Source organism: Borreliella kurtenbachii (assembly GCF_030437945.2).
Lineage (GTDB): Bacteria > Spirochaetota > Spirochaetia > Borreliales > Borreliaceae > Borreliella > Borreliella carolinensis.
Window position 1 is genome coordinate 842,125 of sequence record NZ_CP124058.1, and the last position, 15,606, is coordinate 857,730.

General features: G+C 29.6%; 12 protein-coding genes. 11 read left to right on the forward strand and 1 reads right to left on the reverse strand.

Annotated features, from left to right (window positions below; genetic code table 11):
* Positions 1–2: 2 nt before the first annotated feature.
* From infB to QIA22_RS04660, 11 genes are all read left to right on the forward strand, one after another.
* Positions 3–2,618 carry a translation initiation factor IF-2 gene (gene infB / locus QIA22_RS04610; protein ID WP_301612117.1) on the forward strand — a complete coding sequence of 872 codons (2,616 nt, stop codon included), beginning with the start codon at positions 3–5 and terminating at the stop codon, positions 2,616–2,618.
* A gap of 25 nt (positions 2,619–2,643) precedes the next feature.
* Positions 2,644–3,006 (forward strand): 30S ribosome-binding factor RbfA, encoded by a 363-nt coding sequence (gene rbfA, locus QIA22_RS04615; RefSeq protein ID WP_301612119.1) that lies wholly within the window; start codon positions 2,644–2,646, stop codon positions 3,004–3,006.
* 2 nt (positions 3,007–3,008) lie between these two features.
* Positions 3,009–3,857: a tRNA pseudouridine(55) synthase TruB gene (gene truB, locus QIA22_RS04620; RefSeq protein WP_301612121.1), complete on the forward strand. Its 849-nt coding sequence runs from the start codon at positions 3,009–3,011 to the stop codon at positions 3,855–3,857.
* Positions 3,858–4,027: 170 nt separating this feature from the next.
* The gene (gene rpsO / locus QIA22_RS04625; protein WP_014024011.1) at positions 4,028–4,294 is read left to right on the forward strand and encodes a 30S ribosomal protein S15; all 267 of its coding nucleotides are present in this window, start codon (positions 4,028–4,030) and stop codon (positions 4,292–4,294) included.
* Between the two features lie 14 nt (positions 4,295–4,308).
* The gene (gene pnp / locus QIA22_RS04630; protein ID WP_301612125.1) at positions 4,309–6,477 is read left to right on the forward strand and encodes a polyribonucleotide nucleotidyltransferase; all 2,169 of its coding nucleotides are present in this window, start codon (positions 4,309–4,311) and stop codon (positions 6,475–6,477) included.
* A 6-nt stretch (positions 6,478–6,483) separates the two neighbouring features.
* Positions 6,484–7,995 carry a ligand-binding sensor domain-containing protein gene (locus tag QIA22_RS04635; protein ID WP_301612127.1) on the forward strand — a complete coding sequence of 504 codons (1,512 nt, stop codon included), beginning with the start codon at positions 6,484–6,486 and terminating at the stop codon, positions 7,993–7,995.
* The gene (locus tag QIA22_RS04640) at positions 7,970–9,259 is read left to right on the forward strand and encodes an LptF/LptG family permease (protein WP_301612129.1); all 1,290 of its coding nucleotides are present in this window, start codon (positions 7,970–7,972) and stop codon (positions 9,257–9,259) included. The genes QIA22_RS04635 and QIA22_RS04640 overlap by 26 nt, the downstream gene beginning before the upstream one ends.
* Positions 9,256–10,323, forward strand: a complete 1,068-nt coding sequence (locus tag QIA22_RS04645) for an LptF/LptG family permease (RefSeq protein WP_301612131.1) — start codon at positions 9,256–9,258, stop codon at positions 10,321–10,323. Before QIA22_RS04640 ends, QIA22_RS04645 begins: the two co-directional genes overlap by 4 nt.
* Positions 10,324–10,352: 29 nt before the next feature.
* A complete protein-coding gene (gene tgt / locus QIA22_RS04650; protein WP_301612133.1) occupies positions 10,353–11,480 on the forward strand; it encodes a tRNA guanosine(34) transglycosylase Tgt in 1,128 nt (375 codons plus the stop codon).
* On the forward strand, positions 11,473–12,993 hold the full coding sequence (murJ, locus tag QIA22_RS04655; protein ID WP_301612135.1) for a murein biosynthesis integral membrane protein MurJ: 1,521 nt from the start codon (positions 11,473–11,475) through the stop codon (positions 12,991–12,993). Before tgt ends, murJ begins: the two co-directional genes overlap by 8 nt.
* Positions 12,990–14,399: a HEAT repeat domain-containing protein gene (locus QIA22_RS04660; protein WP_301612137.1), complete on the forward strand. Its 1,410-nt coding sequence runs from the start codon at positions 12,990–12,992 to the stop codon at positions 14,397–14,399. Before murJ ends, QIA22_RS04660 begins: the two co-directional genes overlap by 4 nt.
* Before the next feature lie 28 nt (positions 14,400–14,427).
* Here the strand turns inward: QIA22_RS04660 and coaBC are convergent, their stop codons facing one another.
* A complete protein-coding gene (gene coaBC, locus QIA22_RS04665; RefSeq protein ID WP_301612139.1) occupies positions 14,428–15,600 on the reverse strand; it encodes a bifunctional phosphopantothenoylcysteine decarboxylase/phosphopantothenate--cysteine ligase CoaBC in 1,173 nt (390 codons plus the stop codon).
* Positions 15,601–15,606: the final 6 nt, after the last annotated feature.

The following is a 15,606-nucleotide window of genomic DNA, read 5'->3' on the forward strand; positions in this document are numbered from 1 at the left end:
ATTTGTCGAAAAATATTGATGATATTAAAAATGAAGATGGCAAAAAAATTAAGATTATTAAGTTAAAAAAGAAGGTAGTAAAAATTGTAACGCATAATGATTTAAGTGGTAAAAGTGATTCAAATAGCTCTGTTGATTTTCATAAGCACAACAGCAAAGCTGAACATCCGCAAAATAGAGATAACAGAACTGGAGGATATTCTCAAAATAGAGATAACAGAACTGGAGGATATGCGCAAAATAGAGATAACAGAGCTGGGGGATATGCGCAAAATAGAGATAACAGAGCTGGGGGATATTCTCAAAACAGAGACAACAGAACTGGGGGATATTCGCAAAACAGAGACAACAGAATTGGGGGATATGCGCAAAATAGGGACAACAGGACTGGGGGATATGCGCAAAATAGAGATAACAGAGCTGGGGGATATGCGCAAAATAGAGATAACAGAGCTGGGGGATATGCGCAAAACAGAGACAACAGAGCTGGGGGATATGCGCAAAACAGAGACAACAGAACTGGAGGATATTCGCAAAACAGAGACAGTTTGTCATCTCAATATCAAGGTTCGCCAAAGAAAACATATGTTGCCAAAAATAATTCTCAAAATAAATATACTACTTCTGTGTCTTTTAGAAGAGTTATAAAAACTAAAGTCCCTGTTATTGTTAGCAGCACATCTTCATCAGATTCTGAGAATAGTAAAGAGTTAAATCGCAAGCTTGGTGAGAAAAAAAAGCAGCAACAAGAAAGTCAAAAAAGTTATAAGAGAAAAAAAGCAGAGACTGAGAGCAAGACAATTGAACAAAAAGTTTTTGAACAACTTCAAAAAAAGAAACGAGAAAATTTAGCTAATCCTATTCCAAAGTCAATTGACATTATGGGCAGCATTACTGTTTCTGATCTTGCAAGAAAGATGAATTTAAAATCTTCTGATTTGATTGCTAAATTAATGGCTTTGGGTGTAATGGTGACTATTAATGAAAAAATAGATTCTGATACAGCAACTATTTTAGTTGAAGAATATGGTTCAAAAGTTAATGTTGTTTCTATTTATGATGAAACGGTTATAGAAGAAGAGGTAGAGGATCAAAGCAAAAGAATTGAAAAACCTCCTGTTATTACAATAATGGGTCATGTTGATCATGGTAAGACCAAGCTGCTTTCTGTGCTTCAAAATATAGATATAAATCAAACGGAGTCTGGTGGTATTACTCAGCATATTGGAGCTTATACTATTGTTTATAATGGTCGAGAAATAACATTTTTAGATACTCCCGGGCATGAAGCTTTTACTATGATGCGAAGTCGTGGGGCTCAAGTTACAGATATTGTTGTTCTTGTTGTATCAGCAATTGATGGTGTTATGCCCCAAACTATTGAGGCTATTAATCATGCAAAAGAAGCAAATGTTCCAATTATTGTTGCTATAAATAAGATTGATTTGCCAGATTCAAATCCCGATAAGATTAAACATCAGCTTTCAGAATACGGCTTAGTATCTGAGGATTGGGGGGGAGACACTATTTTTGTGTTGATTTCTGCTCTTAAAAAAATAGGAATTTCTGAACTTCTTGATATGATTCTTTTACAATCAGATATGATGTTATTAAAGGCAAACCCATCCAAAAGAGCTATTGGAAAAGTACTTGATGCCAAGATTGATTTGGGTCGCGGAATAGTTTGTTCTGTTATTATTGAGGATGGAACCCTTTATGTGGGAGATTCTTTTGTGGGCGGAGCGTGCTACGGCAAAGTTAAAGCGTTAATTAATGACAAGGGTGTTTCTGTTAAGAGTGTTGGACCTGCTAAAGCCATTAGTGTTTTAGGATTTTCTTCAATGCCTCAAGCTGGGGATCCTTTTCAAGTAACTAAAACTGAAAAAGAAGCAAAATTGATCAGCTCTAAAAGACAAGATCTTAAAAAATATGAATCTTCCAAAAATGTAAAGAAAGTTACCATGTCAAATCTTTATGATTCAATCAAAGAAGGAACGCTCAAAGAGCTTAAAATAATTTTAAAAGCAGATGTTCAAGGCTCAGTCGAAGCTTTAAAGAATTCTCTTGAAAAATTAACAAACGATGAGGTTAGAGTAAGAGTTGTGCATTCATCAGCGGGGGTAATAACTGAAACAGACATTAGTTTTGCTTCAGCAAGCGATGCTATTGTTATTGGATTTCATGTAAGGCCTACTGCAAAAGCTCAAGTATTAGCAGATCAGGAAAAAGTTGAGATTAGAAAGTACAATGTTATTTATGATGCTATAAATGATGTTAAGTCAGTTCTTGAGGGAATGCTTGAGCCAGATGTTGAGCAGCAGTTTATTGGTTTTGCTGAAGTGAGAGCTGTAATAAATGTTCCTAAAATCGGGGTAATTGCTGGCTGTTATGTTTCTAGAGGACTAATAAAGCGAGATGCGATTACTAATGTGATGAGAGATGGTTTGCAGATTCATTCCGGGAAAATATCATCTTTAAAGCGATTTAAAGATGATGTTAAAGAAGTTGCTGAGCAATATGAGTGTGGTGTTGTGATTGATAATTATGCTAATATTAAAGAAGGAGATATAATTGAAGCATTTGAGATAAAAAAGGTGAAAAAATCTTTTAAAACTTAGTATTGTTTTATTTATATATGTGTTTATGTATAAGAATATAAAAAAGTTTAAACTTGAAAGTTTTATTGCTCAAGAAATTGGCAATTTAATAGTAGGTGGGGGGATTAAAGATCCCAGAATTCATTCATTTTTAACCGTGGTTAAAGTAGAATTTTCAAAAGATTTAATAAATGCCAAAGTGTTTGTGGGCTCTATTAAGGAAGGCGCTTCTTTGGATAATGCAGTTAAAGCTTTAAATAATGCTAAGGGATTTATTCAAAGTCAAATTGTTAAGCGAATTAAAGTTAGAAGTACTCCTAAATTATTATTTGTTAAGGATGATTCTCTTTCTAAATCATTTTATGTTAATAAGTTAATTGAAGGATTAAATACTACAAGAGAGAATTAAATTTGGAAAATGGATTCCTTTTAATTAATAAAGAACAAGGTAAAACTTCTTTTGAAACTCTTTTTCCTGTGAAAAAATATTTTAATACAAATCGTGTTGGGCATGCTGGAACACTTGATAAATTTGCAAGTGGAATTTTGATTGGTCTTGTAGGAAAATATACAAAGCTTTCAAGTTATTTTACTTCTTTAGATAAAGAGTATTTAGCAGAATTTAGATTTGGATTAGAAACAGATACTCTTGATCCTAATGGAAGAATAGTTGGCAAAACAGATTATATCCCTAATTTAGAGGATATAGATTTAAAGCTTAAAGATTTTGTAGGAGAGATTTATCAAAGTCCCCCTAGATTTTCTTCTGTTCATATTGATGGTAGCAGGGCCTATAAACTTGCTTTGAATGGAAAGTTTTTTGAAATTAAAAAACGAAGAGTGACTGTTTATAATATTCAAAGATTAAATTATGATTTTAGCTCTTCTTTGCTTAGTTTAAAAATTAGCTGTTCAAAAGGTACTTATATTAGGAGTATTGCAAGAGATTTGGCTTATTCTCTAAATTCTTGCGCTTATGTTAGCAATTTAAAAAGAACTAAAGTAGGTATGTTTAGGTTAAAAGATTCTACATTGTGTGAAAATTTGAGCAAAGCCTCCTTAATTAGCCTAGAATCTTTAAAAAGTTTTGAAAAAGTTTACATTGATTCTGATAAGATAAATCTTGTTAAAAATGGTGTTTATGCTGAAATTAAAATCAATATTAATGAATTTAAGATTTTAAAATCCAGAGAAGAAAAAATATTAGCAGTAATTCAAGGAGTTGGTTTGAATAAATATAAATATATTATTATATTTTAATTTTATATTTATTTTTTTAAACAATTTAATAATTTATTATTAAAAATAACTCGAAAAGGATAAATTGCTTTTGTTATTTTTAAGAAAAAATATTATAATCTATCATAGTAAGTTTAAATTATGGCAATAGGTTTGTTAGAGCTTTGCTATAATGGTATAGGAGTTGCTTTATGATAGATAAAAAGCAAAAGCAAAAAATAGTTTCTGAATTTGGAAAAAATGAAAGCGATACTGGTTCTGTTGGGGTTCAGATCGCACTTATTACAGGTAGAATAAAGTATTTAACTGAACATTTAAAGACAAATAAAAAAGATCACAGTTCAAAAAGAGGCTTGTTAAAGTTGGTAGGGCAAAGGCGAAGTTTATTGCGGTATTACCAGAAAAAAGATTTAGAAGCCTATAGGATGTTGATATCTAAACTTGGTCTTAGAAAATAAAAAGAGGTTGAATTTTGAGGAAAATATTAAAGTTGAAAATAGGCAGAGACGAGTTAGTATTTGAGACTGGATTTATGGCTAAGCAGGCTAATGGGTCGGTTCTTGCAACTTATGGGGGATCTTCGGTTCTTGCAACTGTTTGTTGTTCAAGCAGTGTAAGAGAAGATTTAGATTTTGTTCCGCTTTCTGTTGAATATAATGAAAAATATTATGCAGCTGGTAAAATTCCAGGAGGATTTATCAAAAGAGAGGGAAAGCCAAAGGACAAAGAAATACTTGTTTCCAGGCTAATAGATAGGCCAATGAGACCACTTTTTGATAAAAGATTTGGTCGAGAAATTCAAGTAATTCCTACGACTTTAGCTACAGATCAGCTCAATCCTCCGGATATTGTGGGAATGAATGCTGCTTTTACCGCAGTTTTTTTGTCGGATATTCCGTTTAACGGTCCAATTGCAGCTGTTAGAATGGTTTATTTGAATGGTAAGTTTATAGTAAACCCTTCGTTTGAAGAGATTCATGATTCTGATCTTGATATTGTTGTTGCCGGAAGTTTAAATGGAATTACTATGGTAGAAGGTGGTGCTAATGAAGTTAGTGAGGATATTTTGCTCTCAGCAATAGACAGTGCTCATGAATATATTAAGCAAATTTGCAATGCTCAAAAAGAATTTTTAGATATTGTAGGGGAAAAGGAAAAACTTCCTTTAGCTTTTGAAGAAAAAATATTTGAATTTAAAGAGGAGCTTAGGGATTTTGTTTATGCAGAGCTTAAAGAAGCTTGTTTTGTCAAGGGAAAGCTTAATAGAGATAAAGCTATAACTTTGTTGCGAAATAAATCTTATGAGCATTTTTCTTCTCTTGAGAAATTGACCGATAGTAATGAGTCTCTTTTTCATAAAGCTTTTGATGATTTTGAGAAGGAGATTGTTAGAAATTCTATTCTTAACGATAATATTAGAACAGATGGCAGAACGCCTAATGAGATAAGAGATATTATTTCAGAAGTTGATATTTTAAGTAGAACTCATGGATCTGCACTTTTTACAAGAGGAGAGACGCAAGCTTTAGCAGTAACTACTCTTGGTACAAGCATTGATGAACAAATAATGGATGACATTGATGGGGATAAGCGCCTTAATTTTATGCTCCATTATAATTTTCCACCATTTTCAGTTGGTGAGACCGGCAGACTTATGACTGGCAGGCGCGAGATTGGCCATGGTCATTTAGCTCAAAGAGCTTTAGAATCAATGGTTCCTGGGAAAAATGATTTTCCTTATACTATTAGGGTAGTTTCTGAGATTTTAGAGTCTAACGGATCTTCTTCAATGGCTACTGTTTGTGCTGGGAGTATGTCTTTAATGTCAGCAGGGGTTCCTGTTAAAGGGCAAGTTGCAGGAATAGCTATGGGGCTTATTAGCGAAGGTGATAAATATGTAGTTTTAAGTGATATTCTTGGAGAAGAGGATCATTTAGGCGATATGGACTTTAAAGTGGCCGGTACAAAAAATGGAATTACTGGATTTCAAATGGATATTAAGATTGAAAATGTTACTAAAGATTTAATGAGAGATGCTCTTGAGCAGGCAAGAATAGGTAGAATACATATATTGTCTATTATGAATAATGTAATTTCTAATTCAAGAGTTGGTATATCTAAGTATGCTCCCAAAATTGTTCAACTTCAAATTGACATTGACAAGATATCTCTTGTTATAGGATCTACTGGAAAAACTGTTAAGGCCATAACAGATGAATTTGAAGTTAAGGTTCAAATTGAGCAGAATGGAAAAATTATTCTTTTCGGGGATGATGATTTTAAGATGCAAAAGGCTAAAGAAAGAATAGAGAGTATTGTAAGAGAGCCAAAGGTAGGCGAAATTTATGAAGGAACTGTTAAAAAGATTAATAGCTTTGGGGCTTTTATTGAACTTACCCCTTCAAAGGAAGGATTTTTAAGTACTCGTTTGAAACCTAGAGACAGCAAGTATGGTTCTGGAAGATTTGGAAATAGTAATAGATATTCTAGATTTGGTGGTGGCGCAGATAATATAAGGGGTAATGCAGGGTTAGTTCGCCCTCCAAAATTAGAAGAAGGTCAGCGAATTAAAGTTAGAATAATTGATATAGACAAATTTGGGAAAATTGATCTTGAAATTGTTAGAGATAAAGATTATTAAAATAATATGAAATTTGTTTTGAATAATTTATTTAAAGGTTGTCTTCTGTGTTGTGTTTTGTTTTGTTCTTGCCTTACTACAAATAGATCTATTCAAGACTCTCATGTTGGTGATATTTTAGATAAAAAAAAAGAAGCAGTCATTATTGATGATAATAATGTTGTTCTTGAGAGTGAATTTAAAAGAGACTATTTGATAGGATTAAAGGATAATGAATCTTTTTTCCTTAGCGATGCTTTTTTAAAAGAAAATGATTTTTATTTTAAAAAAGCCAGAGAAAGTTATGCTAAAAAAAATATTGGCTTGACAAATTATTATTTGAATAAAATAGTAGCTAATGAGAATCAGCACAACAGGGAATTACTAGCTAAGGCAAATTTGTTTTTTGGATATGTAAATTATGAGAATGGTTTTTATGATCTTTCTGAATATAATTTTGATCTATTTTTAAAAGATTATAAATATTCTCATGCTAGTTTAAGATCAGCTGAATTAAAATATCTTGCTAAAGAAAAATTGGATGCAATTTCTGCATTTAAAGAAATTAATCAATTTTCTATATCAGGTTATGATAAAGAGATTTATGCTTTTTTAAGCAATAAACTTGGAGTAAGTCATTTAAACTTAGAGTCTTTAGGATTTCTTGACAATAGCGTTTTTGATACATTTGTCTTTAATGATAATATATTTGTAACTAATATATTGGGGGGGCTTTTAAGATATAATATTAAAAAAAATGATTGTAGGGTCTATCTTAAGGATAAAAAAAGCATTTTTTTAAATGGCATTAGGGGTTTTACGGATTATAATGGAACAATTTATATTGGTGGTAAAAATGTTGTTTATTATATAGATGATGTTGATGGAGATTTAAAACAAATAAATGTTCCCGCTAATGCTGATTTTAGCAATGTGCAAGTTTTGCTTGGTGTTAAAAATGGAATATTTGTTGGTACTCTAAATTCTGGGTTATGGTTTTATGATTTAAAAAATTGGAAAAATATACCGCTTGGATCTAATAAAATTTCTTCACTGTGCTTTGATAGTTTGAAAAATTTATTACTGGTTGGAACAGTTGATAAGGCCATTTATAGTATTAATGTTGATAATTTGAAAAATATTAAACATTTGGATTTTTTTAGCAAAAATGATAATGAAAAAAATATTAATTTTATAAAAGAATATAAAGATAGTTATTTTGTTGGAACATATGGCGGGGGTCTTTTTGAATTAAATTTAAATAAAAATAGCTATAAAAAGCACGTTATTGCCAATAATATTGATGTTAATTATTTTATGGATATGGAGATTAAAGGTAAAAAGTTATTGTTTGCAACCTTTGATCATGGGTTATTGATTTATGATTCTGAAAATGATAATTGGGATTATTTTGGACCCAATAATGGACTTCTTAATTTGAATTTAATAAAAGTTTCTAGATTTGAAAATTATGTCATACTGGGCACTCTTAATAACGGTTTGGTTTTTGTAGATGAAAATATTAAAAAACAGTTATGAGTCTTACATAATTACTGAATTTTTTAAATATTTTTTAATTACGTTTTTATTTTTCTTTTTCGTATTTTTTATAAATCAAATTTTATTCTTTATGAGAATACTTCTTCAAAATTATGTTCCCTTTTTTAAGGCTTTTATTTTTATTATATATTCTCTTCCTATGGTGATTGCACTTTCCCCTCCTTTTGCTTCTTTGATTTCAGTAATTCTTACTATTCATAAATTCAAACTTCACAATGAAATTTTAGCTTTTCGTTCAATTGGCATATCAATTTTTGATTTACTTGTTCCATTTTTTAAATTGGGAGTAGTTATTGCTTTTATATCTTTTATATCTAATGATATTTTGCTTCCACTTGGATCTATTGGTAGGTTAAAAATTTTTAATGAAATAAAAGAAGAAGTTCCCCATTTAGTATTAAAGCCCTATTCAAGCAAACAGTATGGAGATTTGATTTTTGTTTCTGGTGAGAAATCGGAAAATGGTTATAAAAATGTAACTTTTTTTGATAACACTGGACTTAAGGGTTTTGATAGAATATTTATGGCAAAAAATCTTGATATTAAAAAAGAAAATTTTCAAGTGTATTTTATTTTAAATGATGTTTTATCTATTGCTTTAACAGACAGCGAGAGTGGATTTTATGATTATTTTTATGCAGATAAGATGAAATATTCAATCGATCAGGTTACATTTAGTGATAGTTTTTTATTAAATTATGTAACTCCTTCTCAAATGAGCATGAGGGATGTTATAAAATTAATTAAAAAACAAAATAATTTAATTGCAGATTCAAATATAAAAAATAATCTAGAAGGGGATTTTTTAAGTTTAAATTTTTCAAATCTTTATTTAAATTATTTATACAATCAAAACTATTATGTAGATGAATCTTATGTTTTTGAAAATTTAAACTATATGTATAACTTAAATTTAAATTTTAAACCTTATCAGGATAAAAGTATGAAGCAAAATTTGGCTCTTTTTAATCTTGAATTTTTTCAAAAAATTAGTTTACCGCTTTCGGTTTTATTTTTCATTTTTTTGGCCTTTTCAATGGGAATGTATTCTAATAAAAAGTATTCTATTATTCTTGAGCTTGTAATTTCAATTCTTGTTTGTGTTTTTTATTGGGTAATGTTTATTGGTGGAAAAGTTTATACTGTGCAATATGCGCCAAATCCCCTTGTTGTTACTATTTTGCCCAATTTAATTTTAGTTGTTGCAGGGGCAATTCTCTTTTTGAGATTGTTGAAAAAATGAAAATAGATAAGCTTTTTGTAAAAAGCATCATTCTTACTTTTTTATCCATGAACTTACTTTTCATGATTTTAATTATTCTTGGTGATTTATTTGTAAATCTTCTTAATTATCTTGAAAAGAATATTGGCTTTAAGGATATTCTTTACATTTATTATTTATATTTACCAAAGGCGTTCTCAGATGGAGTGGCTTTATCTTTTCTTTTTGCTATTTCTAATCTTATTGGCAATCTTTCTATGAGAAATGAAATAATAGGCCTTTTTAGTTGTGGAGTTTCACTTACCAGGATATTAAGACCAATCATTTTAATTAGCATATTTATTTCAGTTGTTCTTTTCTTTTTTGATAATTATTTGGTAATAGATACTGTAGCAAGAAGAGATATTCTTATTAAGAATAGCATTGGTAATAGTAGATCTGGCGATAAAACTATAATAATAAGAGATCTTGCTAGAGAAATTTATAATATTAAATCTTATGATATTGATGAGAATACTTTTGCTAACTTGATGATTATAATTAAAGACAGTAAAGATGAGTTTCAAACAAGGTACGATATAAATAAGGCCGAATGGAAAGATAATAAATGGAAGCTTTATGGTATTAGAGAGTTTGTTAAGATTGGTAGAAAAATTAAGGAGAATACCTATGATGTTCTTGATGGGACAGGAATTATTAAGCTGGCGCCCGATTACATAAGAACCGTGATGCTCTCATCAAAGGCATTAAATTTTACTAAACTTATTAATTGGATAAGTTTTCTTAAAGCCGAACGTTTAAATTATTCTGATGCATTGTTTGATTTGTTAAATAGGGTATTCTTTTCATTTAGATTAATTCTTCTTAGCTTTACTGTTGGGTTTATTGCTCTTGCTCTTAAAAAAAATATTTTTATACTCAGCTTATTAAATAGCATTGCTTTTGCTGTTGTTTATGTCATTTCTATTGTAATTTTTAATTTTTTAGCGGATCTTGGTTATTTACATATATATATAGCAAGTTCTTTTACAACTATATTTTTTTTGATTATCAATTTTTTTGTTTATAGGATTGTTAGAAAATAATATATATAATAATTATTTGGGATATTTATATGTTTACTGTAATCAAGAACGACAAACATTCTAATGCAAGGGTTGGATTTCTCAATCTTCCTCATGGTAGAGTAGATACTCCTTGTTTTATGCCGGTTGGTACTTTGGGCGCAATGAAAGGATTAAAACATACTATTCTTGAGAAGTTAGAATGCAATTTGATGCTTGCAAATACTTATCATTTATATTTAAGGCCAGGGATTAAAACCATTGAAAAATATGGCGGTCTTCATAATTTTACAACTTGGAATAAAAATTTTTTAACCGATTCGGGTGGATTTCAGGTATTTTCTCTTTCTGGTTTGAGAAAAATTGATCTAAAAGGTGTACATTTCAAATCTCATCTAGATGGATCTTATCATTATTTTACTCCTGAGGGAGTATTTGCTATGCAAGAGATTTTTGGCAGTGATATTATTATGCCGCTTGACATTTGCAGTTCTTACGGGATTGATTATAATGAAGCCAATTTATATACAAATATTACAACCAATTGGGCCCGCAGCACATTCAAGTCTTATAAAAACAGAAAAGAGGGATATAACGGGCTTTTATTTTTAATAACTCAGGGAAATTTTTTTAAAGATTTAAGGAAAAGAAGCATTAATGATATATTAGAATTAGATAGTCCAGGTATTGCTATCGGAGGCATTTCTGTTGGAGAGCCAAGAGAGAAATATTTAGAAATTCTTGAATATAGTTCTTTGTTGATACCAAAAGAAAAACCAAGGTATGTAATGGGTATTGGCACTCCCCATTACATACTCGATGCAATATATTACGGCATTGATATTTTTGATTGTGTTAATCCCGCAAGAATTGCTAGGCATGGGTCTCTTTTAACAGATAATGGGGTGATGCGGATTGGTAGAAAGGAGTATAAGGATGATACTTCCCGGGTAGAGAAGAATTGCGATTGTACTTTATGCACAAGGTATTCAAGAGGATATTTAAGACATTTGATAAAATCGAAAGAACTTTTTGGGATAGTTTTGGCAAGTGAGCATAATATTCACTATATGTTTCGGTTGATTTCAAAGATCAGAACCGCAATTCTAAATGATAATTTTTTAAACTTTAGAACTGAATATTTAAAAAAGTATGAAGAGGGAAATTTTGATGAATAAATATGTGGTTTCTACAATTTTGGTCATGATTTCCACTTTTTTTTCAAGAATAATGGGCTTTGTAAAGATAAAGATTTTCTCTTATTATTTTGGTGCAAATCTTGATGCTGATATTTTTAACTATGTTTTCAATATTCCTAATAATTTGCGCAAAATCCTTTCAGAGGGTGCAATGACTTCGGCTTTTTTGCCTGAATTTACACATGAAAAAAACAAATCGCACGAAAAAGCTGCTACTTTTTTTAGAACTGTTATAACTTTTAACGTTATTTCCATTGGGCTGATTGTTTTAGTTATGATTATTTTTTCAAAGCATATTATTTATTTTATATCTTATTATAGGGGTGAAAACTTAATTTTTGCAAGTTCTGTATTTAGGTATTTGGTATTATATATCTTGCTAATAAGTCTATCATCAATTTTCGTATCTGTTCTAAATTCATATAAAATTTTTTTCATTCCTTCATTTTCGCCTATTATGCTTTCTTTGGGAATAATATTGAGTATATTCTTATTTTATAGTCGGTTTGGAATATATAGTGCTGTTATTGGCGTAATTTTTGGGGGGTTTTTACAATTTTTGATTCCGTTTGTAAATTGCCTTATGATTGGTTTTGCCTGGAAGCCATCATTTTATTTTAGAGAAAAAGTATTTTTAAATTTTTTAACCAGATGGCTTCGTATGATTTTTGGATTTTCCATTTCAATTGTTACTCAGCAGATTTCATTTGCATTAGCGTCTACTCTTGATATAGGAAGTGTTTCTATTCTTAGTAATGCTGTAGTTTACTATCAGCTTCCTGTGGGAATTTTTTATATTTCTATTGCAACAGTAATTTTCCCCAAAATGGCAGAGTATGCTGTTTTGGGGAATAATATAAAGTTAAATACCCTTTTAGTGGATGGAATTAAAATTTTATTATTAATTTTTATTCCAGTCTCTTTTTTAATGTTTATTTGGTCAGACCATATTTTAAATTTATTTCTTATGGGGGGTAAGTTTTCTATTTATGATACTCAAAAAACGGCGGGTGTTTTGAAATGTTTTCTTTTAGGCTTACTTTTTTATTCAATATTTGGGTTTTTTCAAAAATATTATTTTTCTGTTCGTGATGCAAAGACGCCATTTTATTTGAGTGTTTTATTTTCTATTCTTGATATTGCACTTTCTGTTTTTGGTATTAATTATTATGGTTTGAATGCTTTAGCATTAGCTCAATCTATTTCTTTTATGATTTGTGTAATTGTTTTTTATTTTATAATTTTAAAAAGAGGAGTTAAAATTGATTTAATTGAGATTTTATTTGTTCTTTTAAAGTCAATTATTACGCTTTTCCCTTTATATGTAGTTTATTTCTTTTTTGAAAAGTTTCAGTGGGATATGGGGTTTAGTTTTAAAAATCTTTATTTTTTAATTACAGCCGGAATTGTTAGTATTTTTATTTTGTTTATTTGTTATTCTGTTTTAGGAATAAATAGGCTTTTTAGGTTTATCAGGAGGGATACTTTATGAAATACTTTGATTTATTATTTTTTTTACTTATTTTGAATGTGTATGCTCAAAATGTTAACCCCCCAACTTTTCCTAGTCCCCCTTTGTTGCCCGAAATTACAGAAAATAAGCTTGTTGAGAGAGAAAATTCTTCTAAGGGCGAGAATTTTTCTAATATTGGTTTAGATGGTAAGTATGTTAATGATACAATTCTTTATGGACTTGACAGTCAAGTTACAAACATTATAAAAGCTCTTAAAAAATCAAGTGATAGTCAATATAATTTGTCTCTTAAGAAAAGGCTCGAGAAAACTTTTAATGCTGAGATTAAAAAGGAAATACTTGAATTGTTTATTTCTCTTAAGTATTCAGGGGGCATTGATACAGCAAATTATATTCTTGAAAATTATGAGAGTAAGAGATATTCAAATGCTTTATTTGGCTTGGCAATTTCGTATCTTAAGGAGTTTGATAATAAAGAGAAATTAAAAAAAACCCTTATTGATATTCTTGAAAATAAAGAGGGTAATGTGGTATCTATTGCAGCTTATTATTTGGGAGAGCTTAATTCTCTTGAGTATTCTAAAAATATGATGGAAGTTTTTGAAAAATATTCTGGAAATGATGGCGCTAGAAGAGAAATACTTATTGCTCTTGGGAAAATGGTCGCTGTTGAGCATCAGGATAGAATTTATGAAATTTCGTTAGATAATTATGAGACCCCATCAATTAAGGCTGCTGCAATCGAGGCGTTGTCATATCTTGCTCCGGATAAAGTAACTACAAATGCTGATTTGTATCTTCAGAGTAATAACAATAATTTAAATGTTAAATTGGCTATTATTGTTTCTTTATCTAAAGATCCTTCTTTAAAGTCTAAAGAGATTTTACAAGGATTTTTAAGAGATTCTGATGATAATATTAGATTTAAGGCTATTAATGCAATCAAAGGACATAAAGACTCTTCAGCAAAGGATATTTTGATTTATAAGCTTAAAAGCGATCCATCTCTTAAAGTTAGGGAGGCTTCTGCTAAGGCTTTAATTGATATGGATCTTGGGGACATTGAGATGAAAAATATTATGTTTGATTTTAAGATTGACAATAATTTTAAAATTTCAATGTTTAGTTACCTTTTAGATAAGGATTCTCCAAAAGCATTGTCAATTGCTTTAGAAATTGTTAACAAAGAAAATGTTAATAAACCCTCAAATGTTTTAAAAGGGATTGCTTCAATGCTGGCTGGTAAAAAGGGCAATTTTGATAATTTTTATTCTAAAATCATTGACAGTAAAAATGTTGATTTAAAGCATTTTGCATTAAAAGGGGCTGTTTATAATAAATCTTCATCGCTTTCTGATAAACTTAAAAAAATTAAAAGTGAAACGAACTCTCAATATATTAAAGTGCTTTTAAAAGATTATTGATTATTAATAATCTGCTAGCATATTAGTATTAGTACAAAATTTTTAAAATTTCTTTAGCCACTTCTGATTTTCCCATTTCTGGCAGTTCTTTTGTGCTTTGTTTATTTATTATATAAACTTTGTTTAAGTTTGAACCAAAATATTTAAGTTCATTTGCAACGATAAAGTCCAAATTTTTATTTTTTAATTTTTCTTTAGCTTTTTGAATTAAATTTTTAGAATCCTCAGCGCAAAATCCAATAACAATTTGGTTTTTAAGTTTATTGTGTCCCACGTATTTGATTATGTCAGGATTTTTTACTAATTTTATATATAATCTATTGGTTTTATTTTTTTTAATTTTACTACTTAAAATGTGTTTGGGTTTAAAATCGGCAACAGCTGCAGCTCCAATTATTATTTCAAATTTATTATATATCTTGAGAACTTCTTTGTACATTTCCATTGCAGATTTTATTTTTATAATATTGACCCCTTCAGGCTCAGTTTCATTGGTTGGGCCTGTAATAATTGTAACTTGAGCCCCCAGTTTAACAGCCTCTTGTGCTAAGCAGAACCCCATTTTTCCCGTTGATGTATTTGAAAAATAACGAATTGGGTCTATTAATTCTTCAGTTCTAGATGCTGTTATAAGTATTTTTTTGTTTTTTAGGTAATCTTTTTGATTAAATTCATTCAATATTGTTTTTATAATTTTGTCTTCATTTTTAAGCCGCCCCAAAGCATTTGATGAGCAAGCTAAAAATCCTTTATCAGGCTCAATGAATTTATAATGATAGGCTTTAAGCTTTTTTATATTTTCTTTTAAAATAGGGTTTGAATACATTGTGCTATTCATTGCTATTGCAAAATAAGTAGGAGCTGTGCTTGCAGATATTATTGTAGTTAATCCATCATCAGCAATTCCTGATGCAATTTTAGATATTGTGTTGTAAGTAGCAGGAATAATAAGAATTAGATGTGCCCATTTTGCAATTTTTATATGTTCAACTTCATTGTGATCTAAATCCCATAAATTAGTAATTATTTTATTCTTAGAAATGGTTTCTAAAGTTAATGGAGTAATAAATTTGGTTGCATTTTGTGTCATTATAACTTTAACTTTGTATCCTAATTTAACTAAACTAGAAACTATGTATACTGACTTGTAAGAGGCTATGCCCCCACATATGCCAATTAATATATGTTTATTTTTATTCATATAATA

What these genes read in the sequence shown, in the direction of transcription:
- rbfA (WP_301612119.1), top strand. Translation starts at nt 2,644, where the DNA reads ATGTATAAGAATATAAAAAAGTTTAAACTTGAAAGTTTTATTGCTCAA.
- rpsO (WP_014024011.1), top strand. Translation starts at nt 4,028, where the DNA reads ATGATAGATAAAAAGCAAAAGCAAAAAATAGTTTCTGAATTTGGAAAA.
- QIA22_RS04635 (WP_301612127.1), top strand. Translation starts at nt 6,484, where the DNA reads ATGAAATTTGTTTTGAATAATTTATTTAAAGGTTGTCTTCTGTGTTGT.
- QIA22_RS04640 (WP_301612129.1), top strand. Translation starts at nt 7,970, where the DNA reads ATGAAAATATTAAAAAACAGTTATGAGTCTTACATAATTACTGAATTT.
- QIA22_RS04645 (WP_301612131.1), top strand. Translation starts at nt 9,256, where the DNA reads ATGAAAATAGATAAGCTTTTTGTAAAAAGCATCATTCTTACTTTTTTA.
- tgt (WP_301612133.1), top strand. Translation starts at nt 10,353, where the DNA reads ATGTTTACTGTAATCAAGAACGACAAACATTCTAATGCAAGGGTTGGA.
- murJ (WP_301612135.1), top strand. Translation starts at nt 11,473, where the DNA reads ATGAATAAATATGTGGTTTCTACAATTTTGGTCATGATTTCCACTTTT.
- QIA22_RS04660 (WP_301612137.1), top strand. Translation starts at nt 12,990, where the DNA reads ATGAAATACTTTGATTTATTATTTTTTTTACTTATTTTGAATGTGTAT.
- coaBC (WP_301612139.1), bottom strand. Translation starts at nt 15,600, where the DNA reads ATGAATAAAAATAAACATATATTAATTGGCATATGTGGGGGCATAGCC.